Origin of the sequence: Nocardiopsis sp. NPDC050513 (genome assembly GCF_044457925.1) — a bacterium.
GTDB lineage: Bacteria > Actinomycetota > Actinomycetes > Streptosporangiales > Streptosporangiaceae > Nocardiopsis.
Map to the genome: position 1 here is coordinate 394348 of NZ_JBITHK010000004.1, position 25303 is coordinate 419650.

Genomic DNA, 25303 nt, shown 5'->3' on the forward strand with positions numbered 1-25303 from the left:
GGGTGTGGAGGCGGGTCAGGCCAGGTCGAGGGCGCGCCGGGCCAGGTCGCCGGGGCCGGTGGTGTGTCCGTCGTGGACCGCGGTGCGCAGCCGCCGCTCCAGGGTGGCGCCCTCGGGCACGGGCAGCCTGGTGTCCCAGGCCAGGGCGGGTCCCACCCCGGGGTACTCCTCGGCGCGCAGGAACCAGGGGTCGGTGCGGGGGCCGGGTTGGAGGAGGACGAGGGTCCACGGGGCGCCGTCGGCCGTGGATCCGGCCATGGCGAGCCAGGGGGCGCGGGAGCCGTGCAGGGCCTTCTCCCCGTCGAGTCCTCCGGCGCCGGTGCAGGTGGGTGGGGTGGGGGAGATGGGGGCACGCCAGAACAGGCCGCCGTAGCCCGCGCCGGGGCGCCCGTTGGTGGCGGGGCTGCCCACGCTCAGGTCCCGGCCGCTGGTGTTGGTGAGCCGGACCCGCAGGTCCAGGACCCAGGTGCGCTCGTCCAGGGGCAGGGCTCGGGTGGTGCGCTCCTCCCGCAGAAGCTCGTCGCCTCCGGGGCCGGTCCACGAGAGCACCTCGACGTGGTGGTCGGGTTCGCGGACCGTCCAGGAGACGTGGCTCTGGCGGCCGTGGTTGTCGAGCAGGACCGGTCCCCGGTCGCGGGTGAAGGTGGTCCCGCCCCAGAAGCTGACGCCGGACACGTCGGGGACGGCCGCGCTGACGCCGACGTGGTGCCGGTGGTCGCCGGGAGACTCCTCGGTGACCACGGTTCCGCCCGTGGTGCGGACGGGGTGCAGGTAGGGGCGTGGCGACAGGTGCGGTTCGATGCGGGTGCCGTCCTGGAGGCGGGCCAGGACGGCGCCCTGGAGTGACAGGTCGACGGTGGTCACGGCCGGGCCTCCGGGGTGGGGTCGGATGCCCGGTCTGCGGGGGGCCAGGCGGGGTCGAGTTCGGAGAACAGCGCCAGTTGGTCGGCGCTGCGGCGGACGAGGGCGTCGATCCCGGTGATCACGCGCCGGGTGCCCTCGGAGTGCCGGGTCACCCGCTGGTGCGTGTCGGGGACCGCGACGGGGTCGGGGGCGGTGCGCACCGCCTCCAGGACGTGCATGAACGCGTGGGTGGCGCGGGGCGGGACCAGGAGGGGGGCGTCCCCGTCCACGTGGGCGAGGAGGTTCTCCAGCAGGCCGGTGCGTGGGTGGGCGGTGGTCACCGGGTCGCGTCCGGGGCGGTGGAGGGTGACCCGGTCCAGGGTGTAGTCGAGGTCGATCCGTCCGGTCGTGCCGTGGACGGTCAGCCTGGGCGGAAGGCTCTCCTGGGCGCACAGGGTCACGGCCACGGTGATGGGTGTGCCGTCGGGTGTGCGCACCCGCAGGCAGGCGGTGTCGTCGCTCTCGATGGGGTGGGCGCGGTACAGCTCCAGTTCGATCCCGGCCGGGATGTTCGTGGCGGCTCCGGCCACGGCGAGCGCGGTGGCCACGGCGTGCGCGAAGGGGTTGGTGAGGGCGCCGTCGACGACGTCGCGGCCGTCGAGTCGGCGCCGCCCGGCCCAGGGCGCCCGGTCGTAGTAGGCGGAGGTGCGGATCCACGTGCCCGCGCCGCCGATGCCGCGCAGTTCTCCGACGGCTCCGTCGCCGATGAGGTGGCGGACGGTGTCCAGGGCGTGGGAGCCCAGGCTCTGGAAGCCGATCTGGCAGGCCAGGCCGGAGGCGTCCACGGCTGCCACGAGCTGGTCGTATTCGGCCAGGGTGGCGGTGGTGGGCTTCTCCAGCAGCACGTGGGAGCCGTGGTCCAGGGCGGTGCGGGCCAGCGGCAGGTGGGTGGGGATGGGGGTGGCGAGGATGGTGGCGCTGGCGCCGGTGGCGTCGATGGCCTCGCCCAGGTCGGCGAAGCGGGGGAGGTCGCCGTGGCCTTCCAGGTCGTCGTCCCGGGCGGGGGGTGCGGGGTCGCAGACGCCGACCAGCCGCACGAGGCCGCTCCGGCTGAGGGGGTGCAGGGCTTTGAGGTGGTGGCGTCCGTGGCCGTGGACCCCGGCCAGCAGGATCGGGACGGGGGCGTTCACCGTTGGGCCTTCAGCAGGTCGTCGACCCTGACCGGGGCGCCCGAGGCGATGGAGGCGTTGGCGGCCAGACCGGTCAGGAGCGCGTTCCCGCCGTCGGTGTGGTCGGGGCGGATGCCGTCGTCGGCGTCGCCGAACAGCGAGGAGAGCATGACCTGGTCGCCGCCGCCGTGCGGGCCCTCGCCGACCGCGATGGGGATCTCCTCGGGTGGTTGCCAGTGGCGTCGCAGCCGCAGGCGGGCGGTGGTGTTCTCCTTGGGGGCGGGCATGCCGCGCACGGGGGTGGCCTCGTCCTGGTGGGGGGAGGTGTACTCGAACTCGGTCATGTCCAGTTCCAGGCGTCCCCTGCTGCCGGTGAGGGAGATCCGGTAGCCCTCCCAGGGGGCGTAGGCGACCAGGTGGTAGCTCAGGCGGGCCCCGGTGTCGTAGGTGACCAGGACGGACATGTCGTCCTCGATGGTGATGCCGGGGCCGAAGACGTTCTGGTCGCGGTGGTAGCCGTCCTCGTGTTCGGCGTCCAGGTACAGGGCGCTGAGGTCGGGGCTGTCGCTCATGTGCAGGGCGAAGGGGTCGGCTTCGGCGGAGGACGCGCCGTGGGTGCGGTCGTAGTCGGCGGCCAGGCCGTGGCGGCGCCCGTTGGCGTCGCCGTAGAAGAACAGGTCGCCCGAGGCGAAGACCTCGGCGGGGCGGGCGCCGATCCACCAGTTGACGAGGTCGAAGTGGTGGCTGGCCTTGTGGACGAGCAGGCCGCCGGACTGGCTCTTGTCGCGGTGCCAGCGGCGGAAGTAGTCGGCGCCGTGGCGCAGGTCCAGGAGCCACTCGAAGTGGACCGAGCCGACCTCGCCGATGGCGCCGGAGGCGATGAGTTCGCGCAACTGCCGGTGGACGGGGTTGTACCGGTAGTTGAAGCCGACGGTCACCCGGCCCCCGGTGCGGGTCTGGGCCTCGTTGATGCGGTGCAGCCCGTCGAGGTCGGCGGTGAGGGGTTTCTCGGTGATCGCGTCGACTCCGGCTTCCAGGGCGGCGACGACGTAGTCGGCGTGGGTGCGGTCGACGGTGCACACGATGACCTCGTCGACCCGCTCCTGGGCGAGCATGCGGGTGAAGTCGTCGGGGGTGTAGGTCGGGAGCGCCTCGAACCCCGCGTCGGCGATGATCCGGTTGTGGACGGCCATCCGGGTCCGGTTGGTGTCGCACAGGGCGACCAGCCGCCCCTGGTCGCGGTGGCTTCCGGTCAGCGCCCGGGTGTACATGCGGGCGCGGGCTCCGGTTCCGACGATGGCGTACCTGCGTGGGGTGGTGTCGTTCACACACCGCAGGGTAAACGCTTTCCATGCCCTTCGACAAGGCCCGGGGCGTCATGGAGGCCGGTGCGGCCCACCGCGGGGCGCAGGGAGGGGCCGGGACGGGGGCGTCGGCGTGCCGCCTCCGCGAGCGGTCGCCGTCCGCGGAACCCGTCGATCGGGGCTGGTGGGCGCGGTGTGGCGAAATCCGTCGTTGACACCCGTGTAACCCGATGCTAGAAACTGATCAATCTTAGTAGCTGGATAGCGCTTACCAGGACGGCTTTGACCGGTTCACCCCGTGTTCTCTCTCACACACGGTCACGGCGCGTGTCCCTTCCGATCGAGATTGGCGGTCTCCAGTCATGAACCCAGGCCCGACAACGCCCGCCGCCGGGGCGCGGCCATCACCGGACGGTGGGGCTCCGTGAACGCGCTGCTGGAACTCAAGCCCGCGGAGGAGACGGAGTCCGACACGCCCGCGCGCCGCGCCCCGCGCCCCCGGCGCTCCGGGAACCGCGCCAGGCGGGAGAACCTCGCCGCCTACGGCTTCCTGGCTCCGTGGTTCCTCGGACTGCTGTTCATCACCGCGGGTCCGCTGCTGGCCTCCCTGTACTTCTCCTTCACCGACTACAGCCTCATCGGGGACCACGAGTGGGTCGGGTGGGACAACTACCGGCGGATGCTCGACGACGAACGGCTGCTCAGCGCGCTGAGGGTCACCTTCGTCTACGTGTTCACCTCGGTGCCGCTCCAGCTCGCCCTGGCGCTGGCGCTGGCCCTGGTCCTGGACCGGGGCGTGCGCGGTCTGGCGCTGTACCGGTCGGTGTACTACCTGCCCTCGCTGCTGGGCGGCAGCGTCGCGATCGCGATCCTGTGGCGGCAGGTCTTCGGCGCCAACGGCCTGATCAATCTGGCCCTGGGATTCCTCGGAGTCGAGAACGCGCCGGGCTGGGTCTCCCACCCCGACTACGCGCTGGGCACGCTCATCGTGCTCAACGTCTGGACGTTCGGCGCCCCCATGGTGATCTTCCTGGCCGGCCTGCGGCAGATCCCCGCCATGTACTACGAGGCGGCGTCCGTGGACGGCGCCGGTCCGCTGCGCCGGTTCTGGAGCATCACCGTCCCCATGCTCACCCCGATCATCTTCTTCAATCTGGTATTGCAGATCATCAACGCCTTCCAGACCTTCACACAGGCGTTCATCGTCAGCTCGGGCACCGGCGGTCCATCGGACTCCACCCTCTTCTACACGCTCTACCTGTACCAGCGCGGCTTCGGCTCCTTCGACATGGGCTACGCCTCGGCGATGGCCTGGCTGCTGTTGGTGATCATCGGCGGGTTCACCGCGGTGAACTTCCTGGCTTCGAGGTACTGGGTCTTCTATGGCGACTGAAACCACGGCCCCCGCACGGACACGGCCGAACACACGACCGCGGGCACGGGCCTCACACCGCCGTTCGCGCGGCGAGCACGTGCGGCGCCTGCTCACCCACATCGGCCTGATCGCGGCCGGGCTGGTGATGCTCTACCCGTTGCTGTGGATGCTCGCCAGCTCCTTCAAGCCCACCGAGGAGATCTTCCGTGCTCCCGGACTGATCCCGGAGACCTTCACCCCGAGCAACTACACGGACGGGTGGACGGCGCTCGAGTACCCGTTCCACCACTACCTCCTCAACTCGGCGGTCGTGGTCGCCGGTGCGATCGTCGGCAACCTCATCGGGTGTTCGATGGCCGCCTACGCCTTCGCGCGTCTGGAGTTCCACGGCAAGCGGCTGTTCTTCGCGATCATGCTCGCCACGATCATGCTGCCGATCCACGTGATCATCGTGCCGCAGTACATCCTGTTCTCCGAGCTGGGCTGGATCAACACCTTCCTGCCGCTGGTCATCCCCAAGCTCCTGGCCACCGACGGCTTCTTCGTCTTCCTGATGGTGCAGTTCATCCGCGGGCTGCCCAAGGAGCTGGACGAGGCCGCGCGCATCGACGGGTGCGGACACGTGCGGATCTTCCTCCAGGTGATCCTGCCGCTCTCCCTGCCGGCCATCGCCACCACCGCGATCTTCACGTTCATCTGGACCTGGAACGACTTCTTCAGCCAGCTGATCTTCCTGACCAGCCCGGACATGTACACCGTGCCCGTGGCGCTGCGCACCTTCGTCGACTCCACGTCGCAGACCTCGTGGGGTCCGCTGCTGGCGATGTCGGTGGTGGCGCTGGGGCCGGTGTTCGGGTTCTTCCTCGCCGGCCAGCGGTACCTGGTCAAGGGCATCGCCACCACCGGAATCAAGTAGTCGAAGGGAAACGAATCCATGCGAGCCATCCCCCGGGGCGGGCCCTCCCGCCGCCCCTTCGCCCTCCTGCCCCTCGTCGCCGGGGTGAGCGCCCTCGCCCTGACCGCCACCGCCTGCGGCGGGGGAGGCGAGTCCGACGACGGTGTGGTGGAACTGCGTTTCTCCTGGTGGGGAGCGGATGACCGGCACGCCACGACGCAGCAGGTGATCGACCTGTTCGAGGCCCAGAACCCCGACATCCGGATCGTCGGGGACTACAGCGACTGGTCCGGGTACTGGGACCGCCTGGCGACCAGCACCGCGGCGGGCGACGCGCCCGACATCATGACGCAGGAGGAGCGCTACCTGCGCGAGTACGCCGAGCGCGGCGCCCTGGCGGACCTGGGCGAGTTCGGCGAGACCCTGGACCTGTCGGGCATCGACCCCCTGGTCGCCGAGAGCGGCGACCTGGACGGGCAGACCTTCGGCGTGGCCACGGGTGTGAACGCCTACACGATCATGGCCGACCCTCAGGCGTTCGAGGACGCGGGCGTGGAACTGCCCGACGACTCCAGCTGGACGTGGGAGGAGTACGTCGAACTCGCTGTGGAGATCAGCGAGGCCTCCGGCGGGGACGTCGTGGGCACCCAGAGCATGGCCTACAACGAGACGGGCTTCCAGATCTTCGCGCGCCAGCGGGGGGAGCGGCTCTACGACGAGGACGGCTCCCTGGGCTTCTCCCAGGAGACCCTGGAGGAGTGGTACGAGCTGACGGTGGAGCTGCTGGACGACGGCGGCCAGCCCAGCGCGTCGGAGAGCGTCGAGATCGAGGCGGGCGGCCCCGACCAGTCGGTCCTGGCGACCAACACGGGCGCGATGGCGCACTTTTGGACCAACCAGCTGGGCGGCCTGACGGGTTCGTCCGGTCGCGACCTGGAACTGTTGCGCTACCCCGGTGAGACCGAGGAGGACCGCACCGGCATGTTCTTCAAGCCGGCCATGTTCTACGCGATCTCCTCGGAGTCGGAGCACCCGGAGGAGGCGGCGCGGTTCGTCGACTTCCTGCTCAACAGCCCGGAGGCGGGGGAGCTGATCCTGGCCGACCGGGGTCTGCCCGCCAACGTGGATGTGCGCGCGCAGATCACGGACTCGCTGTCGGAGGCGGACGCGCGCAGCGCGGTGTTCCTGTCCGAGGTCGAGGGCACGATCGTGGACGGCAACCCGCCGCCGCCGATCGGCGCCGGTGAGGTCGTGGAGATCACCAAGCGGATCGCCGACGACCTGGCGTTCGGCAACATCACTCCCGCCGAGGCGGCGGAGCGGTTCATGTCGGAGGTGGAGACGGCCACCGGTTCGGCCTGACCCCCGATGTCCGGTGGGCTGTGCGGGAGCGCTCCCGCACAGCCCGCCTCTGTGTCCGGGGCCGGGTGGACCGGGTACGCGGCGGGGGAGCGCGGGCCCTATGCTCGGCGCAGATCCGATCATCACCCTCTGGAGGTTGCCGTGTCCGTTCGTCCCGTGCGTCATCGTGCGTCGGGGTTGGTGTTCGCCCTGGCAGCGGCTCTGGCGTTCGGTGGTGCGGGTGTGGCGGCGCGGCCGCTGTTGGACGCGGGGATGGATCCGCTGCACGTGACGTGGCTGCGCGTGGCGGGGGCGGCGCTGGTGCTGGCGCCGGTGGCGGTCGCGCACTGGCGGTTGCCGGGGCGGCGGCCGTGGCTGGTGTTGGCCTACGGGGTGGTTCCGATGGCCGGGGTGCAGGCGCTGTACTTCGCGGCGGTCGCGCGGATCCCGGTGGGGGTGGCGCTGTTGATCGAGTTCCTGGGGCCGGTGCTGGTGCTGGTGTGGTTCCGGGTGGTGCGTCGGACGCGGGTGTCGCCGGCGGCGGTGGTGGGTGTGGTGTTGGCGGTGGCCGGGTTGGGGCTGCTGCTGGAGGTGTGGGCGGGGATGCGCCTGGATCCGGTGGGTGTGGGTTTGGCGCTGGGCGCCGCCGCGGCGCAGGCGGGGTTCTTCCTGTTGTCGGACGCCACGGGCGGGGACGCCGATCCGTTGGCGGTGATCGCGTTCGGCGCGTTGGTCGCGACGGCGGTGTTGGCGGTTCCGGCGCGGCCGTGGGCGCTCGCGTGGGGGACGTTGGGCGAGCGGTTGCCGTTGGGCGGGGCGGCGGTGCCGGGGTGGGTGCTGGCGGTGTGGTTGGCGGTGGTGAGCACGGCGGTGGCGTACGCGATGGGGGTGTGGGCGATCCGTCGGTTGTCGCCGCAGGTGGCCGGGGGTGTGGCCTATCTGGAGGTGGTGACTGCCATCGGGTTGGCGTGGGTGTTGTTGGGGGAGTCGTTGAGTCTGGTGCAGACGGTGGGCGCGGTGGTGATCGTGGTGGGGGCGTATGTGACGCAGACGGCGGCGCCGTCGGAGTCCGCGGACGGGTCGCAGGGGGCGCGGAGGGTCGCTCCTGAGGCGGGGGCGGCGCCGGGGGTGGAGTCCGGGGAGGGCGCGGCCGGGGCCGAGCGCGTGCCGGAGGGGCGTTGACCGCTCGCGCGGGTGTCAGGGCGCGAGGGCGGTGAGGTCGAGTTCGGCCCAGGCGACGTCGTGCCAGGCGTCGTGCTTGTACCCGACGCGGTGCATGGTGCCGACGGGGGTGAAGCCCAGGGCGCGGTGCAGGGCGAGGCTGGGTTCGTTGGGCAGGGTCATGCAGGCCACGGCGGTGCGCATGCCGCGTGCGGCCAGGGCGGGCAGGAGGGCCCGGTAGAGGGCTCGGCCGTGTCCGGAGCCGCGGCGCTCGCGGTCGAGGTAGACGCTGACCTCGCACGACCAGGCGTAGGCGGCGCGGCTGCGGAAGGGGCCGCCGTAGGCGTAGCCGATGACCTGGTCGTCCTCCTCCAGGACGAGCCAGGCGTGGTGGCGTTGTGCGGCGGTGATCCGTGCGGCCATCTCCCGGGGGTCGGGCGGGGTGAGTTCGAAGGTGATGGCGGTGTCGGTGGTGTAGGGGGCGTAGATGGCGGCGCAGGCCTCGGCGTCGGCCGGGGTGGCGTCGCGGATGTGGGTGGTGACGGCACTCATGTTCACTATGGTAAATGATGTGTGCATTATGATGAACGCATGAGTGATCCTCTGGGCTCCGCCCTCGCCGAGACCCTGCGCGAGTTGCGCGCCGCCCGCGGACTGACGGGTGCCGCCCTGGCCGAACGGGCGGGGGTGTCGCGAGGGATGGTCAGCCGGATCGAGCGGGGGGACGTTCAGCCCACGGCCGTGCTGCTGGGGCGGTTGTCGGCGGCGCTGGGGATCACGTTGTCCGAGCTCATCGCGCGCGCCGAACACGAGGACCGGCGCCTGGCCCGCGTCGCCGACCAGCCGGTGTGGACCGACCCCGAGACCGGGTACCGGCGGCGTGCGCTGTCCCCGCGTTCCGGTGGCGCGATGGAGTTGGTCGAGGTCGAGCTGCCGCCGGGCGCACGGGTGGCCTACCCCGCCGACGCCTACGCGCTGCGCCACCACCAGATCTGGGTGCTGCGGGGCGCCCTCTCCTTCCGCGAGGGCTCGGTCGAGCACACGTTGGAGGCCGGTGACTGCCTCGAACTGGGTGCGCCCGCGCCGTGTGTCTACCGCAACCGCACCGACGGGGAGTGCCGGTATCTGGTGGCGGTCTCCCGCCGCCACCCGTGACGGCCCTCTGTGCCGAAGGAGGCGGCGCCGGCGGGGTCGTCAACGGGTGAGGTCGTCGACGAGCGCGCCCAGGGTGGCCACCCCTTCGCGGATGGCGGTGGCGGGCCGTCCCGCGTACCCCAGGACCAGCCCGGCGGGGCCCGGACGCCGGCGGTGCCAGGACAGCGGGTGGGTCTTGACTCCGCGTTCCAGTGCGGCCGCCGCCAGGCGGGTGTCGGTGGCGGGGATGTCGAGGGTGACCGTCAGGTGCAGGCCCGCGGCGGCGCCGTGCACGTGCGCCCGCGGCATGTGCGCGCGCAGGGCGTCGATCATCGCGTCCCTGCGGCGGCGGTGGCGTCCGCGCAGGACGCGCAGGTGGCGTTCGAGCGCTCCCGAGGCCATCAGGTGGGCCAGTGTGAGCTGGGGCAGGGTGGCGTTGCCCAGGTCGCTGAAGCGTTTGGCCTCGACCAGGGCGTCGTGCAGGTGCGGCGGGCCCACCGTCCAGCCCAGGCGCAGGGCGGGCGCCAGCAGTTTGGAGACGCTGCCGTTGTAGCAGACCCGGTCGGGGGCCGCGGAGGCCAGTGCCGGGACCGGCGGCCGGTCGTAGCGGTGTTCGGCGTCGTAGTCGTCCTCGATGACCAGGCCGCCCTCCTGCGCCCAGCGGGTCAGGGCGCGGCGGCGGTCTCCGCTGAGCACCACTCCGGTGGGGAACTGGTGGGCGGGGGTGGCCAGCACGGCGGGCGCGCCGGTGGCGCGCAGGGCGTCGACGTCGAGGCCGTTCTCGTCGACGGGCACGGGTGGGGTGCGCATCCCGGCGTGGTCGAGGTGCTGGCGCACGCCCAGGGAACCGGGGTCCTCCACCGCGACGGCGTCGACGCCCTCGTCGCCCAGGACGCGGGCGATGAGGCCGAGCGCCTGGGCGGTGCCCGCGACGATGATGATCTGGTCCGGGTGGGCGCGGATGCCCCGGGTGCGGGCCAGCCAGTCGGCGACGGCCGTTCGCAGCGCCGGGGTCCCGCGCGGGTCGCCGTAGCCGAGTGCGGAGGCGCCGGTGTCGGTGAGGACGGCGCGTTCGGCGCGCAGCCACGCGGCGCGGGGGAAGGCGGCGAGGTCGGGTACGCCGGGGGACAGGTCGATGGGGGCGTCGGCTTCGCGCAGCCGGTCGAACACCTGCGGCCCCGGTGCGGGGGCGAAGAGCGTGCGACCTGTGGGCGGGCCCGGCTGGTGGGGGGTGGGCAGCGGGGCCGGCGGGTCGGTCATGACGACGGTCCCGGCTCTGCCCCGGCCGCGGACGTGGCCGTCCTCGGCCAGGCGCCGGTAGGCCTCGGTGACCACGCCGCGGGAGACGCCGAGGTCGGCGGCGAGGGTGCGGGTGGAGGGCAGGAGGCTGCCCCGGGGCAGGCCGCCGGCGGTGATGGCGGTGCGGATCCGGTCGGTGAGCCAGTCGGTGACGCCGCGGGGCGGGGCGTCTGTGGCGTCGAGGTGGAGGAAGTCGGCCCCGGTCATTATGGACCTGTCGTGCTGCGTGGGATTGGACCTGTTCACGGGACCATTGTGGCGGAAGGGTGGGCGCATGCACACAGTCACGCCGATGTCGCGATGTTCGTCCGTGTCCGCTCCAGCGTCGGGGGAGGGGCGGTCATGAGTGTGGAGTTCCTGGTGACCGCGCTGGTCGTGGTCCTGATCCCGGGCAGCGGGGCGTTGTACACGGTGGGGACGGGGCTGTCGCGCGGGACGCGCGCGGCGGTGTTGGCCGCGTTCGGGTGCACGCTGGCGATCGTTCCGCACGTGCTCGCGGCGGTGACGGGTCTGGCGGCGCTGCTGCACGCGAGCGCGACCGCGTTCCAGGTCCTGAAGTACGCGGGGGTGGCCTACCTGCTGTTCATGGCCTGGGGCACGTGGCGCGACCGGGGGGTGTTGACGGTGGAGGGCGGTGACTCGCCTCGGTCGGGGACGCGGGTCGTCGTCCAGGGGATCCTGGTCAACCTGCTCAACCCCAAGCTGACCATCTTCTTCCTGGCGTTCCTGCCGCAGTTCGTGGGGGCGGGGGAGGCCGATCCGATGGCGCGGATGCTGATGCTGGGCGGGGTGTTCATGCTGATGACGTTCGCGGTGTTCGTGGTGTTCGGGCGGTTCTCGGCGTTGGTGCGCGACCGTGTGGTGGGCGACGAGCGGGTGCTGGCGTGGTCGCGGCGCGCCTTCGCGGGCGCGTTCGCCGTGTTGGGGTTGCGGTTGGCGTTCGCCCAGCCCTGAGGTGCGGGCGGGCCCGGGGCTCGGGGACGGGGTCAGTGCCGTTCGCGGCCGGTCGCGGGGGTGAGGCGGCGTTCGATGCCGTCCAGCAGTGCCTCCAGTCCGAACCGCAGCGTCTCCCACGCCTCCTGTTCCAGGTAGGGCTCGCCCTCGTCGTCGTTGGTGAAGGCGCCGCCCCGGGACAGGGCCGCCAGGGTGGGGAAGCGGGTGTCGAAGTCCGGGGCGACCTGCCCCAGTTGCGACGACCGCGCGTACCACCAGTCGTCCTCGGCCATGCCGGTGGCGGCCTGGGCCTGGCGTGCCTCGGCGCTGGTGCGCACCAGCCCGCGCACCAGGTTGAACAGGCTGCCGTAGGCGTTGCGGACGTCGCTGGGGCCGAGTCCGGCGCGGTGCAGGACCAGGGCCAGGGCCTCGAAGATCCGGTACTCGTGGGGGCCCAGGACGGGGCGGGCGTGGGAGACCTGGAGGGTCCAGGGGTGGCGGAGGCTGAACCGCCACAGGTGCTCGGCCCAGGCGGTGGTGGCCGCCCGCCAGGGCCGGTCGGTCTCCCCCTCGACGGCGTCGGCCAGTTCGGCGAAGGCGTGGTCGTACATCAGGTCGAGGAGTTCGTTCTTGCTGGCCACATAGGTGTACAGCGACATCGCCGACCGGCCGAGCCGTTCGCCCACCGCGCGCATGGACAGCGCCGCCATGCCTTCCTCGTCGGCGACGGCGACGGCCGTGTTCACGACCAGGTCCACGCTCAGTTCGGGTTTGGGTCCGGGGGCGGTGCGCTGGGCCGGCTCGCCGCCGTGCCGCCACAGCAGCGCCATGGAGCGGCGCGCGTCCCCCTGCCCGGCGTAGACGACCATCGGCTGTCCCCTCTCGGTGTCGGAGTTCACTCAGGGTTAGTACTTTACCACATAAGGAGTTCACTCGCGGGATTCGGGCCGGATTCTTCCCGATCGTGTTCGAAGACGTCTCCTTAGGGCGTAAACTGTCGATCGACATTGATCGGTTTACACGCTAAGGATGTGTGAGGACGACTGTGCGCTCCGAACCCGTCGCCATCGCGGACACCCACGACACCATCCAGGTCAGAGGGGCCAGGGAGAACAACCTCGACGACGTTTCGGTGGACATCCCCAAGCGCAGGCTGAGCGTGTTCACCGGCGTGTCCGGATCGGGGAAGTCCTCGCTGGTGTTCGGCACCATCGCCGCCGAGTCGCAACGCCTGATCAACGAGACCTACACCACGTTCGTGCAGTCGTTCATGCCGAGCCTGGGCCGCCCCGAGGTGGACACCCTGCGCAACCTCAGCGCGGCGATCATCGTCGACCAGGAGCGTATGGGCGCCAACTCCCGCTCCACGGTCGGCACGGCCACCGACGCCGCCGCCATGCTGCGGATCGTGTTCAGCCGGGCGGGCGCCCCGCGCCTGGAGCCCTCCAGCGCCTTCAGCTTCAACAACGCCGAGGGCATGTGCCCCGAGTGCGAGGGCCTGGGCCGCACCCACCAGGTCGACGTCGAGCAGCTGGTGGACCGGGACCTGTCCCTGAACGAGGGCGCCATCACCGTGCCCGGGTTCGCGGTCGGCAACTGGTACTGGCAGACGATGGCCCACTCCGGGATGGTCGACCCCGACCTGCGGCTGCGCGACTTCACACCCGAGCAGTGGGAGACCTTCCTGCACGCCCCCGCCACCCGCGTCAAACGCGAGGGCAGCTCCTTCACCTACGAGGGACTGCTGGTCAAGGTCCGGCGCACCTACCTGTCCAAGGACCGCGAGTCCATGCAGCCGCACATCCGCGCGTTCGCGGACCGGGCGGTGACCTACTCCGGCTGCCCCGAGTGCGGCGGCACCCGCCTCAACGCCCGGGCCCGGTCCGTGAGGGTCCAGGGCCGCACCATCGCCGAGTGCTCGGCCATGCAGATCGACGACCTGGCCGCGTTCGTGCGCACCGTCGACGACCCCTCGGTCGGACCCCTGGTCGACAACCTCGCCCACACCCTGGACTCCCTGGTCGAGGTGGGCCTGGGCTACCTGAGCCTGGACCGCGAGTCGGGGACTTTGTCCGGCGGTGAGGCCCAGCGGGTGAAGATGGTGCGCCACCTGGGATCGAGCCTCAGCGACGTCACGTACGTCTTCGACGAGCCCACCGTCGGACTGCACCCCCACGACATCGAACGGATGAACCGGCTCCTGCTCGGCCTGCGCGACAAGGGCAACACGGTGCTGGTGGTCGAGCACAAACCCGAGACCGTCGCCATCGCCGACCACGTGGTCGACCTCGGCCCCGGAGCCGGACCCGGCGGAGGCCGCGTCACCTACTCCGGCGACGTGGCCGGACTGCGCGCCTCGGGCACCCTCACCGGCCGGCACCTCGACCACAGGGCCACCCTGCGCGAGAAGGTCCGCACCCCCACCGGCGCCATCCCCATCACCGGCGCCACCAGCCACAACCTCAAGGACGTCAGCGTCGACATCCCGCTCGGGGTGCTCACCGCCGTCACCGGCGTGGCGGGGTCGGGCAAGAGCTCGCTCATCCACGGTTCCCTGCCCGGCCGCGACGGCGTGGTCGTGGTCGACCAGTCACCGATCCGCGGATCGCGGCGGTCCAACCCGGCCACCTACACCGGGCTGCTCGATCCGATCCGCACCGCCTTCGCCCGCGCCAACAAGGTCAAGGCGTCCCTGTTCAGCGCCAACTCCGAGGGCGCCTGCCCCGAGTGCAAGGGCGCCGGGGTGATCTACACCGACCTGGCGATGATGGCGGGCGTGGCCTCCACCTGCGAACAGTGCGAGGGCACCCGGTTCCGGCCCGAGGTCCTCACCCACACGCTGCGCGGGAGGAACATCAGCGAGGTGCTGGCGATGTCCGTGGAGCAGGCGCGCGACTTCTTCACCGCCGGCCAGGCCAGCGCGATCCTGCGGCGGATGCACGACGTGGGCCTGGGGTACCTGGGCCTGGGACAGCCGCTGACGACGCTGTCGGGCGGTGAGCGCCAACGGCTGCGGCTGGCGGTGAACATGGCCCGCGAGGCGGCCGTGTACGTGTTGGACGAGCCCACCAGCGGGTTGCACCCGGCCGACGTGGACCGGTTGCTGGCGCTGTTGGACCAGCTGGTCGACGACGGCGGGACGGTGGTGGTGATCGAGCACCACCAGGCGGTCATGGCGCACGCCGACCACATCGTGGACCTGGGGCCCGGAGCCGGGCACGACGGCGGCCGGATCGTGTTCGAGGGATCCCCGGAGCGGATGGTCGCCGAGGCCGACACGCTCACGGCCCGGCACCTGCGCGCCTACCTGGGCGGAGCGTAGGGCTCGGGGGCCGGCCCCCGTCCCGCTCCAGCGGCGTCCTGAGGACGCCCGGGCCGCTCGCGCCAGAGGATCCCGGCGCGGGCGGCCGGTCGGCGCCGGTGGGAGTACGCGCGGATACCGGGGCGGTGTCCCTCGCGGTTCGTCCGCCTCCCCGGTGTGGCGCCACCGGGGAGGCGGGGTCGTGGGTCGCGGCGGTCACAGGGCGGGGACCGGGTCGGGTTCGCCGGTGGCGAACTGGGTCCGGTACAGCTCGGCGTAGCGTCCGCCGCGGGCGAGGAGTTCGGTGTGGGTGCCGCGTTCGACGATGCGGCCGTGCTCGACGACCAGGATGGCGTCGGCCGCGCGGATGGTGGAGAGCCGGTGCGCGATCACCAGTGAGGTGCGGCCGCGCATGGCCTCGGCCAGGGCCTCCTGGACGGCGGCCTCGGAGGTGGAGTCCAGGGCGGAGGTGGCCTCGTCCAGGATGACCACCTCGGGGTTGGTGAGCAGGAGGCGGGCGATGGTCAGGCGCTGGCGTTCGCCGCCGGAGAACCGGTAGCCGCGTTCGCCGACCACGGTGTCCAGTCCGTCGGGCAGGGCGGCGACGAGGGTGTCCAGGCGGGCGCGGCGCAGGGCGTCCCACAGTTGGTCGTCGGCGGCCCCGGGGCTGCCCAGGGTGAGGTTGGCGCGGATGGTCTCGTGGAAGAGGTGGCCGTCCTGGGTGACCATGCCCAGGGTCTGGCGGATGGTGTCGAAGGTCAGGTCGCGCACGTCGTGCCCGCCGAGGCGGACGGCGCCGGCGTCCACGTCGTACAGGCGTGGGGCGAGTTGGGCGATGGTGGACTTGCCCGCGCCGGAGGAGCCGACCAGGGCGACCATCTGGCCGGGTTCGACGCGGAAGGACACTCCGTGCAGGACGTGTCCGTCGTCGGCGGTGTCGAGGGTGGCGACCTCCTCCAGGGAGGCCAGGGAGACCTTGTCGGCGCTGGGGTAGCCGAAGACGACGTCGTCGAACTCCAGGGACGCGGGGCCCTGGGGCAGGGCGCGCGCGGAGGGGCGTTCGTCGACGAGCGGCGCGAGGTCGAGGATCTCGAAGACGCGGCCGAAGCTGACCAGGGCGCTCATCACCTCGACGCGGGCGCTGGCCAGCGCGGTGAGCGGGGCGTACAGGCGGGTGAGGAGCATGCCCATGGCCACGACGGTGCCCGCGTCCAGGTGGCCGCGCAGGGCGTAGAAGCCGCCCAGTCCGTAGACGAGCGCGAGGGCGAGCGCGGAGACCAGGGTCAGGGCGGTGAAGAAGACCTCCTGGACCATGGCGGTGCGCACGCCGATGTCGCGGACGCGGCCGGCGCGGCGGGCGAACTCGGCGGACTCCTCGGCGGGGCGGCCGAAGAGCTTGACGAGGGTGGCGCCGGGAGCGGAGAAGCGCTCGGTCATCTGGGTGCTCATGGCCGCGTTGTGCTGGGTGCGTTCGCGTTCGATGCGGGCCAGGCGGGCGCCCATGCGGCGGGCGGGCAGGACGAACACGGGGAGCAGGGCGAGGGCGAGCAGGGTGATCTGCCAGGAGAGGCTGATCATCACGGCGAGGGCCAGGGCGAGGGTGACGAGGTTGCTGGTGACGCCGGAGAGCACGCTGCTGAAGGCGCGCTGGGCGCCGATGACGTCGTTGTTGAGGCGGCTGACCAGGGCGCCGGTGCGGGTGCGGGTGAAGAAGGCGACCGGCATGCGTTGGACGTGGTCGTAGACGGTGGTGCGCAGGTCGAGGATGAGCCCCTCGCCCAGGCGTGCGGACAGCCAGCGCACGGTCAGGGCCAGGGCGGCCTCGGCGACGGCGATGGCGGCGATGGCCCCGGCGAGCAGGAGGACCGGGCGCAGTGCGGAGCCGTCGATGACGGCGTCGACCACCCGTCCGGCGAGGAGGGGGGAGGCCACGGCGAGGGCGGCGGTGGCCACGCTCAGCGCGACGTACCAGGTGACGTGGCGGGTGTAGGGGCGGGCGAAGGCGGCGATGCGCCGTAGCAGGGGCAGGGAGAACGGGCGTTGGTCCTCGCGGGCGTGCATGGCGTGGTAGATGGAGTTCCACGCGGCCATTTCCATGCTCATCGGATCGTGGGGCGCTGGCCCCGGCCTCCTCACGGTGGGGTGGGTGGGCGACCGGCGCTGCCCGTGGTCGTGCGCGTGCCGGTCACACCCGACCGTAGAACCTCAACTATTGTTCAGGTCAACTGCCGGTCGGCGGCGATCGGGGTGAAGGTGTGGCTGCCCGAGGCGGAGCACCGGCGCTCGCGCCCCGTTCCTGGTCACGGCGCCGGACGTGCGCACCGGTGGCGGTGCTGGCTCCGCCGCGGGTCGGCGCCGGGGCGCGGGGGTGTGCGCGGCCCGTCGGGGGTGCCCGATACTGGGGGCGCATTGAATCGGATCCACAGGGGGAGGGCCTGCGTGACCACCATGGAGACCAAGGACGCGGCGTCGCGCGACGAGCCGGAGCTGACCTATCGCGCGGCGTCGCCGGGTGACGTTCCCGCGTTGGTGGAGCTGGTCAACTCCTGCTACCGGGGGGACAGCTCGCGGCTCGGGTGGACGACCGAGGCCGACCTGCTCGACGGCCAGCGGGTGGACAAGGACGGCATGGGTGAGCTGCTGGGCCGCACCAACACGCTCGTCCTGGTCGCCGAGGCCGAGGGGGAGCTGGTGGCCTGCTGCGAGCTCCAGCGGGGCACGAGCGGCGCCTACTTCGGGATGTTCTCGGTCCGCCCCGCCGCCCAGGGCACGGGGCTGGGCCGCCGTGTGCTGGCCGAGGCGGAGCGGACCGTGGTGCGCACGTGGGGATGCCGCGTGATGCGGATGAAGGTGCTCAAGCAGCGGCAGGACCTGATCTCGTGGTACGAGCGGCGGGGGTACACCAACACGGGCCGGATCTCGCCCTTCCCCTACGGTGACGAGTCCTTCGGCACGCCCAGGCGGCCCGACCTGGCCTTCGTCGAGCTCACCCGAGAGCTGCCCGCCGATCTGGGCTGAGGGGACGGGCCGCGATCCGGCGGAACCGATGGGGGAGGGCGCCGTCGTCTTCCCCGGATCGGACCACGACGACGAGGGGGACGCGGATGGACTCGCGGGGCCGTATCGGACCGGGGACGGATCCGGCGGTGGGGCTGCTGGAGCGGCTTCGAGGAAGCGATGCCGCCGCCTCGATCCTGCCCCGTCTGCCCTACGACTTCGACCTGGGCCGCGACTGGGCCGCCGACGACTGGCCGCTGGAGTTGGCGTCGGGCGAGTCGCTGACGGGGGTGGCGTCGTCGGGCGGGGGTGACGCGTTCCTGCTGTGCGGTGGGGACGAGCGGCGTCCGCTGATCCACTACGACGGCGCGAGCGGCATGACGGTGCTCGGGCGCGACCTGGCCGAGTCGTTGGAGCTGGTGCTGGGTGTCCCCTGTCGCTGGGATGTCATGTGGGCCCTGGAGCGGGGTGGCCGGGACGCCGCGCTGGCCGCGTACGAGGAGTCCATGGCCGACCTCGCAGCCGACCACGCCGAGGAGCCCGAGGACGGGATCGACGTCGTCGCCGCGTACGAGGAGGCGGCCGGGGAACTGGGCCTGCGGGTCCTGCCGGGTGCCGAGCTCATCGACCGGTGGGCGCGGTCGGCGGCGGTGCTGGGCCCCGCGCTGACCCTGTTGTGGGTGGAGGAGCCGCAAGCGCCCGTGGTCGTCGGGGGCCGCTACCCCAGGGCGGTCGGCCCGGCAGGCTCGCGGGTGTGAGGGTCAGCCGCGTTCGAGGTTGGCGGACATGCGCTCCAGGACGTCCACGGTGGCGCGGTACTCCTGGTCGGTGATGCCCTGGGCCAGACGTCGGCGCGCGTCGCTGACCTTCTCGAACAGTGCGTCGTGGGCGGTGTGCCCGGCGGCGGTGAGGGACAGCGGACCGGAGCCCTCGACCCATCCGCGGGCGCGCAGCTCCTCGACCACGGGGGCGACGCTGGACTCGCCCTCCTCCAGGAACGGAGCCAGCCGCCGGTCCAGGTCGGCCACCGCGCCGGGGTCGGAGTGCAGGGAGGTGAGCACCTGCCAGTGGCGGCGCCCGAGCGTCTCGGTGGACAGCACCCGGTCGAAGTCGTTCTCGATCAGCCGGTCCAGGTGCTTGATCCAGTAGCCGATCGGCAGGTCGGACATGGTTCCTCCAGCGTGGGCCGCGGTGTGTCGACGCTATCCCGATCCTGCCCGGCCTGACCAGCCGCCCCGCGTGGTGTCGCCGCCCCGGACCGGGGCACGCGCGGGGCCCGGGGCAGCGGCCGGTCAGGCACGGCAGAGCAGGGCGCCGCGGGGGATCACGAACACGGCGTCGGGGTCCTGGCTCCACCGGGTCCAGCCCGCCGAGATGTCCTCCAACTCCTGCCGGGTGGCGTACCCCTCGGTCAGGGCCTGGCGGCCCATGTCGGATTCCAGGATCCGCTCGGCCCACATGCGCCCCCACCACGTGCGGCGTTCGGGGGAGGAGTGGCTCCAGGCCTCGGACACGTAGGTGACGTCGGTGAACCCGGCGGCGTGCGCCCAGGCGACCATGTGGCGTCCGGCGTCGGGTTCACCGCCGTTGGCGCGGGCGACGCGCTGGTACAGGGACATCCACGCGTCCAACTCGGGCAGGCGCGGGTACCAGAACATGCCGGAGTAGTCGCTGTCGCACACGGCCACGACCCCTCCGGGGCGGGCGACCCGGCGCATCTCGGCCAGGGCGCGTACCGGGTCGCCGACGTGCTGCAGGACCTGGTGGGCGTGGACGATGTCGAAGGCGTCGTCGGGCAGCCGCAGGTCGTGGGCGTCGTGGACCTGGAAGTCGATGCCGTCGACGCCGGCCTCCTCGGCGGTGGCCCGGGCCAGGTCGACGGCCTCGGCGGAGGAGTCCACGGCAGTGACGGGGCCGGGGGCGACACGCCGGGCCAGGTCGACGGTGATGGTGCCGGGGCCGCATCCGACGTCCAGCAGGGAACGTCCCGGGACCATCTCGTCCAGCGCGTAGGCGGTGGAGTTGGCGGCGTTGCGCCAGCGGTAGGAGTCGGTGACCGTGCGGTGCTGGCCGTGGGTGTAGCGCGACATGGGGGCTCCCCTTCCTGGGGGTGCTGTGGAGTGCCGGTGGTGGGGACACTACACCCATGTCTCTCTTTTTGAGATTTGATTCTCGTTATTTGAGACGACGGATGCCGCGCGGACGTGCGCGGGGCGGGTTCGGCGCCGACGCGGTCCGGGCGGCGCAGCCCGCGCGCCGGTCAGCCGACGTACTGCGCCAGGTGCTCGCCGGTGAGGGTGGAGCGGGCGGCGACGAGGTCGGCGGGGGTCCCCTCGAACACCACCCGGCCTCCGTCGTGGCCGGCGCCGGGACCGAGGTCGATGATCCAGTCGGCGTGCGCCATGACCGCCTGGTGGTGCTCGATGACGATCACCGACTTGCCCGAGTCCACGAGCCGGTCGAGCAGGCCGAGCAGCTGCTCGACGTCGGCCAGGTGCAGGCCGGTGGTCGGCTCGTCGAGGACGTAGACGCCGCCCTTGTCGGCCATGTGGGTGGCCAGCCTGAGCCGTTGCTGCTCGCCACCGGACAGCGTGGTGAGCGGCTGGCCGAGGGTGAGGTAGCCCAGCCCGACGTCGGCGAGTCGGCCCAGGACGCGGTGCGCGGCCGGGGTGCGCGCCTCACCCGCGGCGAAGAACTCCTCCGCCTCGTCCACCGACATCGCGAGCACCTCGCTGATGTCGCGGCCGCCGAGGCGGTGGTCGAGGACCGCCGCCTGGTAGCGCCTGCCCTCGCACTCCTCGCACGGGGTGGACACGCCCGCCATCATCGCCAGGTCGGTGTAGACCACCCCGGCGCCCTTGCACTCGGGGCAGGCGCCCTCGGAGTTGGCGCTGAACAGGGCGGGCTTGACGCCGTTGGCCTTGGCGAACGCCTTGCGGATCGGGTCGAGCAGTCCGGTGTAGGTGGCCGGGTTGGACCGCCGCGAACCGCGGATCGCGCTCTGGTCGATCGACACCACGCCCGCGTCGGCGGGGATCGACCCGTGGACGAGCGAGCTCTTGCCGGACCCGGCGACGCCGGTGACGACCGTGAGCACGCCGAGCGGGACGTCGACGTCGACGTCGCGCAGGTTGTGCTGGGTCGCGCCGCGGATCCGGAGTGTGCCGGTGGACTGGCGCACGGTCTCCTTGAGGGAGGCGCGGTCGTCGAGGTGGCGGCCGGTGACGGTGCCGCTGGACCGCAGTCCCCCGACGGTGCCCTCGAAGCAGACGCTGCCGCCCGCGGTCCCGGCGCCGGGACCGAGGTCGACGACGTGGTCGGCGATCGCGATCGTCTCGGGCTTGTGCTCCACGACGAGCACCGTGTTGCCCTTGTCCCGCAGCCGCAGGAGCAGCTTGTTCATCCGCTGGATGTCGTGCGGGTGCAGGCCGATGGTGGGCTCGTCGAAGACGTAGGTGACGTCGGTGAGCGAGGAGCCGAGGTGGCGGATCATCTTGACGCGCTGGGCCTCGCCGCCCGACAGCGTGCCCGAGGGCCGTTCCAGCGACAGGTACCCCAGGCCGATCTCCACGAACGAGTCGAGCGTGCGCTGCAGTGAGGTCAGCAGCGGCGCCACCGACGGCTCCGCGAGCTCGCGGACCCAGTCGGCCAGGTCGCTGATCTGCATCGCGCACGCCTCGGCGATGTTGACGCCCCGGATCCGCGACGACCGGGCCGCCTCGCTGAGCCGGGTGCCCCCGCACTCGGGGCAGGGGGTGAAGGTGACCGCCCGGTCCACGAACGCCCTGATGTGCGGCTGCATCGCCTCCCGGTCCTTGGACAGGAACGACTTCTGGATCTTGGGGATCAGGCCCTCGTAGGTGAGGTTGACGCCCTCGACCTTGACCTTGGTCGGCTCCCGGTGGAGGAAGTCCGCCATCTCCTGCCCGGTGAAGTCGCGGATCGGCTTGTCCGGGTCGAGGAAGCCCGACTCGGCGTACAGGCGCACGGTCCAGAAACTGTCCGACTTCCACCCCGGGATCGTGAACGCGCCCTCGGCGATCGACTTGGAGTCGTCGTAGAGCTGGGTGAGGTCGATGTCGGAGACCCTGCCGCGCCCCTCGCAGCGCGTGCACATCCCGCCGGTGCGGGTGAAGGTCTGCTTGACGGCCTTGGTGGATGTGCCCTTCTCCACCGTGATCGCGCCGCTGGCGCGGACCGAGGCGACGTTGAAGGAGAACGCGTGCGGCGGGCCGACGTGGGGATCGCCCAGCCGGCTGAAGAGGATGCGCAGCATGGCGTTGGCGTCGGTGGCGGTGCCGACGGTGGAGCGGGGGTCGGCGCCCATCGGCCGCTGGTCGACGATGATCGCGGTCGTCAGCCCGTCCAGGACGTCGACCTCGGGCCGCGCCAGCGTTGGCATGAAGCCCTGGACGAAGGTGCTGTAGGTCTCGTTGATCAGCCGCTGCGACTCGGCGGCGATGGTGTCGAACACCAGTGAGCTCTTGCCCGATCCGGACACCCCGGTGAACACCGTCAGCCGACGCTTGGGGATCTCGACGCTGACGTCCTTGAGGTTGTTCTCGCGCGCGCCGTGCACGCTGATCAGTGCGTGGCTGTCGGCGGCGTGCGGTGCGGCGGACCGCGTGTCCGTGCTCGTGGCCTTGCTCATCGTCTCTCCAGGTGGTGGGCGGGGCGGCGCACCCGGGTCGGTGCGCGCGACGCACCGGTCGGCCCGCTCCCGCGGCGGCGCGCGGGCGGCGCCGCCGCGGGAGCGGGACTCGGTGGTCATCGGTCGTGGATCGGCGCGGGGACGGTGCCGCCAGCGGCCTGGATGCCTTCACGGTACCGTCCATGCGGGTCACAGCGGTGACGGCCGGTCGGCTCAGTGCTTCTGGTTGATGCGCACCATGTTCCCCGCGGGGTCGCGGAAGGCGCAGTCGCGCACCCCGTAGGGCTGGTCGGTCGGCTCCTGGACGACCTCGGCGTCGGTGGCCTGCAGGCGTTCGAAGGCGCCGTCGACGTCGCTCGTGGCCAGGAGGATCATGCCGTAGGTGCCCTTGGCCATCATCTCGGCGATGGTGCGGCGCTCGTCGTCGGTGACGCCGGGGTCGGCGGCCGGCGGGTGCAGCACGATCGACGTCTCGGGCTGGCCGACGGGTCCGACCGTGATCCAGCGCATCGTGCCGTTGCCGACGTCGTTGCGGACCTCGAAGCCGAGGACGTCGCGGTAGAAGGCCAGGGAGGCGTCCGGGTCGTCGTGCGGCAGGAAACTCGCGTGAATGGTGATGTCCATGTGGATCAGGCTAGGTGTGTCCTGGTCAGTCGCGCTTCTTGATTTCTGATCGGTCTGGTCACCTGCTTGGCGACGCACGCCGGCATCCCCGCGGTCGCGTCCGCCGCCGCGGCCCGGTAGACACTGGGCGACACGCCGACGAGCTCGGTGAAGCGCGTGCTGAAGGTGCCCAGGGAGGAGCATCCGACCTCGAAGCAGACCTCGGTGACGCTGAGGTCGCCGCGGCGCAGCAGCGCCATGGCGCGCTCGATGCGGCGGGTCATCAGGTAGCTGTACGGGGACTCGCCGTAGGCGCGGCGGAACTGGCGGCTCAGGTGCCCGGCCGACATGTTCGCGCCGCGGGCGAGCGCCTCGACGTTCAGCGGCCGCGCGTACTCCCGGTCGATCCGGTCGCGGACGCGGCGCAGCACGGCGAGGTCGCGCAGGTGGTGCGCTTGGGTGGATCTGCTGGTCACGTACGCGATTCTGGCACGCCGTTCGGACGTTTCCCAGCGGAGTCCGCCCGGATCGCCGGCAGGCCCCGCCGCGCCCGACTCCTTCCCCTATGCTCGCCGGAGGGCCGCCAGCGCCCCCGGCGAATCGAGCCCGCGGCCCACCCGAACACGGCGAGGAGCCCACGCATGACCGTCAGGCACAGGGACGTCGAGGTCAACGGAGTTCGCCTGCACATCGCCGAGCAGGGGGAGGGGCCGCTGGTCCTGCTCCTGCACGGCTTCCCCGAGAGCTGGTACTCCTGGCGGCACCAGTTCGCCCCGCTGGCCGGGGCCGGGTACCGCGTGGTGGCCCCCGACCAGCGCGGTTACGCCCGCAGTGACAGGCCCGAGCCGGTCGACGCCTACACCCTGCTGCACCTGGTGGGCGACGTGACGGCGCTGATCGGCGCACTGGGGGAGTCCAGCGCCGTGCTGGTCGGCCACGACTGGGGTGCGCCCGTGGCCTGGGCGACCGCGCTGCTGCGCCCGGACCTGGTGCGCGGGGTGGCGGGGCTGAGCGTGCCCCCGGCGCCTCCGGCGATGCTGCCCCCTCTCTCGCTCGCGAGGGACCGCTACGGCGAGGGCTTCTACCAGATCGGCTTCCAGGAGCCCGGCGTGGCCGACGCCGAGTTCGCCCGCGACCCGGCGTCGACCCTGCGGCGGATCCTGTTCAACGCCTCGGGGGACAACCCCCGGGTGGAGGAGCCCCGGCCCTGGGTCGTCCCCGAGGGCATGACCCTGCTGGACGGGATGCCCGAGCCGGACGCGCTGCCCGGCTGGCTGACCGAGGAGGACGTGGCCGCGTTCGCCGAGGACTACCGGGGCTCGGACGCGTTCACGGGGCCGCTGAACTGGTACCGCAACATCGATCGCAACAACGAGCTCCTGACCGCCTTCCAGGGCCGTGTGGTCGAGGTGCCCGCGCTGTACGTGGTCGGTGACAGGGACATGGTCGTCTCGCTCAAGGGCGTGGACTTCCTGCGGGCCAATCTGCACCTGGTGGCGCCGCGCGTGCACGCCAACGTGACCCTGGCCGGGTGCGGGCACTGGACGCAGCAGGAGCGGCCCGAGGAGGTCAACGCGGCGCTGCTGGACTTCCTCGCCCATGTGGAGGAGGTTGTGCCCGCCTAGGGCGTCCCACCGCCGCGGCCGGGACCGGCGCGGCAGCCGTGTTCCGTCGGTGGCGGCCGGTAGACAGGGGGCACGTGTTCGCGACGGAAGGACCGGGCCATGGCCTCGTTGAACAGGATCACGCCCTGCCTGTGGTTCGACACCCGGGCGGAGGAGGCGGCGCGCTTCTACACGAGTCTGTTCGAGGACTCGCGGGTGCTCAAGACCACCTACTACGGGCCGGGCATGCCCGGGCCGGAGGGGTCGGTGCTGACGGTGGAGTTCGAGTTGGCCGGGCAGCGGATCGTGGCGCTCAACGGGGGTCCGCACTTCACCTTCGACGAGGCGTTCTCGCTCATGGTCGACTGCGAGGACCAGCGGGAGGTCGACCGGCTGTGGGAGGCCCTCACCGAGGGCGGTGAGGAGAGCCAGTGCGGCTGGCTCAAGGACCGCTTCGGACTGTCCTGGCAGATCATCCCCACCGTGCTGGACGAGCTGCTGGAGGACCCCGACCCCGGTCGCCGCCAGCGGGCGACGGCGGCCATGCTGGGGATGCGCAAGCTCGTGGTCGCCGACCTGCTGCGCGCCGCCGACGGGGGCTGAGGGGCGCGCCGGGGGGGGGGGGGCGGGGGGGGCGGGCCCCCCCCGGGGGGGGCCCGGGGGGGGGGGGTTTTTGGGCCCCGGGAGGGGGCA

General features: G+C 72.2%; 23 protein-coding genes. 11 read left to right on the forward strand and 12 right to left on the reverse strand.

All coding sequences use genetic code 11. The features are described 5' to 3' along the window. Window positions 1-15 precede the first annotated feature (15 nt). The 3 genes from ACIBFB_RS09740 to ACIBFB_RS09750 are packed head-to-tail and all read right to left on the reverse strand — an operon-like array spanning window position 16 to window position 3340. Window positions 16-864, reverse strand: a complete 849-nt coding sequence (locus tag ACIBFB_RS09740; RefSeq protein ID WP_397228215.1) for a PmoA family protein — start codon at window positions 862-864, stop codon at window positions 16-18. Continuing rightward, entirely contained in the window at window positions 861-2033 is a 1173-nt protein-coding gene (locus tag ACIBFB_RS09745) for a Gfo/Idh/MocA family protein (protein ID WP_397228217.1), read from the reverse strand. The genes ACIBFB_RS09740 and ACIBFB_RS09745 overlap by 4 nt, the downstream gene beginning before the upstream one ends. After that, window positions 2030-3340 carry a Gfo/Idh/MocA family oxidoreductase gene (locus ACIBFB_RS09750; RefSeq protein ID WP_397228219.1) on the reverse strand — a complete coding sequence of 437 codons (1311 nt, stop codon included), beginning with the start codon at window positions 3338-3340 and terminating at the stop codon, window positions 2030-2032. Before ACIBFB_RS09750 ends, ACIBFB_RS09745 begins: the two co-directional genes overlap by 4 nt. Before the next feature lie 400 nt (window positions 3341-3740). Between ACIBFB_RS09750 and ACIBFB_RS09755 the strand changes: the two genes are divergently transcribed. The 4 genes from ACIBFB_RS09755 (at window position 3741) to ACIBFB_RS09770 (ending at window position 8109) form a co-directional block, all read left to right on the forward strand. Next, window positions 3741-4709, forward strand: coding sequence for a carbohydrate ABC transporter permease (locus ACIBFB_RS09755; protein ID WP_397228221.1), 969 nt, complete (start codon window positions 3741-3743; stop codon window positions 4707-4709). Further along, the gene (locus tag ACIBFB_RS09760; protein ID WP_397228223.1) at window positions 4699-5607 is read left to right on the forward strand and encodes a carbohydrate ABC transporter permease; all 909 of its coding nucleotides are present in this window, start codon (window positions 4699-4701) and stop codon (window positions 5605-5607) included. Before ACIBFB_RS09755 ends, ACIBFB_RS09760 begins: the two co-directional genes overlap by 11 nt. 18 nt (window positions 5608-5625) lie before the next feature. Then, window positions 5626-6948 carry an ABC transporter substrate-binding protein gene (locus ACIBFB_RS09765; RefSeq protein ID WP_397228225.1) on the forward strand — a complete coding sequence of 441 codons (1323 nt, stop codon included), beginning with the start codon at window positions 5626-5628 and terminating at the stop codon, window positions 6946-6948. A 141-nt stretch (window positions 6949-7089) separates the two neighbouring features. After that, window positions 7090-8109: an EamA family transporter gene (locus ACIBFB_RS09770; RefSeq protein WP_397228227.1), complete on the forward strand. Its 1020-nt coding sequence runs from the start codon at window positions 7090-7092 to the stop codon at window positions 8107-8109. Window positions 8110-8124: 15 nt separating this feature from the next. Here the strand turns inward: ACIBFB_RS09770 and ACIBFB_RS09775 are convergent, their stop codons facing one another. Beyond that, window positions 8125-8640 carry a GNAT family N-acetyltransferase gene (locus ACIBFB_RS09775; RefSeq protein ID WP_397228229.1) on the reverse strand — a complete coding sequence of 172 codons (516 nt, stop codon included), beginning with the start codon at window positions 8638-8640 and terminating at the stop codon, window positions 8125-8127. Window positions 8641-8679: 39 nt separating this feature from the next. On the opposite strand from ACIBFB_RS09775, the gene ACIBFB_RS09780 reads away from it, so the two are divergent. After that, a complete protein-coding gene (locus ACIBFB_RS09780; RefSeq protein ID WP_397228231.1) occupies window positions 8680-9243 on the forward strand; it encodes a helix-turn-helix domain-containing protein in 564 nt (187 codons plus the stop codon). A gap of 39 nt (window positions 9244-9282) precedes the next feature. On the opposite strand, the gene ACIBFB_RS09785 is transcribed toward ACIBFB_RS09780, so the two are convergent. Next, window positions 9283-10767: a PLP-dependent aminotransferase family protein gene (locus ACIBFB_RS09785; RefSeq protein ID WP_397228233.1), complete on the reverse strand. Its 1485-nt coding sequence runs from the start codon at window positions 10765-10767 to the stop codon at window positions 9283-9285. Window positions 10768-10863: 96 nt separating this feature from the next. On the opposite strand from ACIBFB_RS09785, the gene ACIBFB_RS09790 reads away from it, so the two are divergent. Continuing rightward, on the forward strand, window positions 10864-11475 hold the full coding sequence (locus tag ACIBFB_RS09790; protein WP_397228235.1) for a LysE family translocator: 612 nt from the start codon (window positions 10864-10866) through the stop codon (window positions 11473-11475). Between the two features lie 32 nt (window positions 11476-11507). Here the strand turns inward: ACIBFB_RS09790 and ACIBFB_RS09795 are convergent, their stop codons facing one another. Continuing rightward, complete coding sequence (locus ACIBFB_RS09795) at window positions 11508-12323, reverse strand: TetR/AcrR family transcriptional regulator (RefSeq protein WP_397228457.1); 816 nt, start codon at window positions 12321-12323, stop codon at window positions 11508-11510. Window positions 12324-12499: 176 nt separating this feature from the next. Between ACIBFB_RS09795 and ACIBFB_RS09800 the strand changes: the two genes are divergently transcribed. After that, complete coding sequence (locus ACIBFB_RS09800; RefSeq protein WP_397228459.1) at window positions 12500-14776, forward strand: ATP-binding cassette domain-containing protein; 2277 nt, start codon at window positions 12500-12502, stop codon at window positions 14774-14776. A 195-nt stretch (window positions 14777-14971) separates the two neighbouring features. Here ACIBFB_RS09800 and ACIBFB_RS09805 read toward each other — a convergent pair whose 3' ends face one another. Next, window positions 14972-16858, reverse strand: coding sequence for an ABC transporter ATP-binding protein (locus tag ACIBFB_RS09805; protein WP_397228237.1), 1887 nt, complete (start codon window positions 16856-16858; stop codon window positions 14972-14974). A gap of 345 nt (window positions 16859-17203) precedes the next feature. Here ACIBFB_RS09805 and ACIBFB_RS09810 point away from each other — a divergent pair, with 345 nt between their 5' ends. After that, window positions 17204-17773, forward strand: coding sequence for a GNAT family N-acetyltransferase (locus tag ACIBFB_RS09810; RefSeq protein WP_397228461.1), 570 nt, complete (start codon window positions 17204-17206; stop codon window positions 17771-17773). 86 nt (window positions 17774-17859) lie between these two features. Then, on the forward strand, window positions 17860-18510 hold the full coding sequence (locus ACIBFB_RS09815) for a hypothetical protein (protein WP_397228239.1): 651 nt from the start codon (window positions 17860-17862) through the stop codon (window positions 18508-18510). A gap of 3 nt (window positions 18511-18513) precedes the next feature. Here ACIBFB_RS09815 and ACIBFB_RS09820 read toward each other — a convergent pair whose 3' ends face one another. The 5 genes from ACIBFB_RS09820 to ACIBFB_RS09840 all read right to left on the reverse strand — a co-directional run bounded on the left by ACIBFB_RS09820 (window position 18514) and on the right by ACIBFB_RS09840 (window position 23482). Continuing rightward, window positions 18514-18921 (reverse strand): MarR family winged helix-turn-helix transcriptional regulator, encoded by a 408-nt coding sequence (locus ACIBFB_RS09820; protein ID WP_397228241.1) that lies wholly within the window; start codon window positions 18919-18921, stop codon window positions 18514-18516. Between the two features lie 123 nt (window positions 18922-19044). Next, entirely contained in the window at window positions 19045-19842 is a 798-nt protein-coding gene (locus tag ACIBFB_RS09825) for a class I SAM-dependent methyltransferase (protein WP_397228243.1), read from the reverse strand. 170 nt (window positions 19843-20012) lie between these two features. Next, window positions 20013-22403, reverse strand: coding sequence for an ATP-binding cassette domain-containing protein (locus ACIBFB_RS09830; protein ID WP_397228463.1), 2391 nt, complete (start codon window positions 22401-22403; stop codon window positions 20013-20015). Between the two features lie 213 nt (window positions 22404-22616). Continuing rightward, on the reverse strand, window positions 22617-23027 hold the full coding sequence (locus ACIBFB_RS09835; protein WP_397228245.1) for a VOC family protein: 411 nt from the start codon (window positions 23025-23027) through the stop codon (window positions 22617-22619). A gap of 5 nt (window positions 23028-23032) precedes the next feature. Continuing rightward, a complete protein-coding gene (locus tag ACIBFB_RS09840) occupies window positions 23033-23482 on the reverse strand; it encodes a helix-turn-helix transcriptional regulator (RefSeq protein ID WP_397228247.1) in 450 nt (149 codons plus the stop codon). A gap of 165 nt (window positions 23483-23647) precedes the next feature. Between ACIBFB_RS09840 and ACIBFB_RS09845 the strand changes: the two genes are divergently transcribed. Both ACIBFB_RS09845 and ACIBFB_RS09850 read left to right on the forward strand, forming a co-directional pair. Continuing rightward, window positions 23648-24631 (forward strand): alpha/beta fold hydrolase, encoded by a 984-nt coding sequence (locus ACIBFB_RS09845; RefSeq protein WP_397228249.1) that lies wholly within the window; start codon window positions 23648-23650, stop codon window positions 24629-24631. Between the two features lie 99 nt (window positions 24632-24730). Further along, window positions 24731-25213: a VOC family protein gene (locus ACIBFB_RS09850; RefSeq protein WP_397228251.1), complete on the forward strand. Its 483-nt coding sequence runs from the start codon at window positions 24731-24733 to the stop codon at window positions 25211-25213. Window positions 25214-25303: the final 90 nt, after the last annotated feature.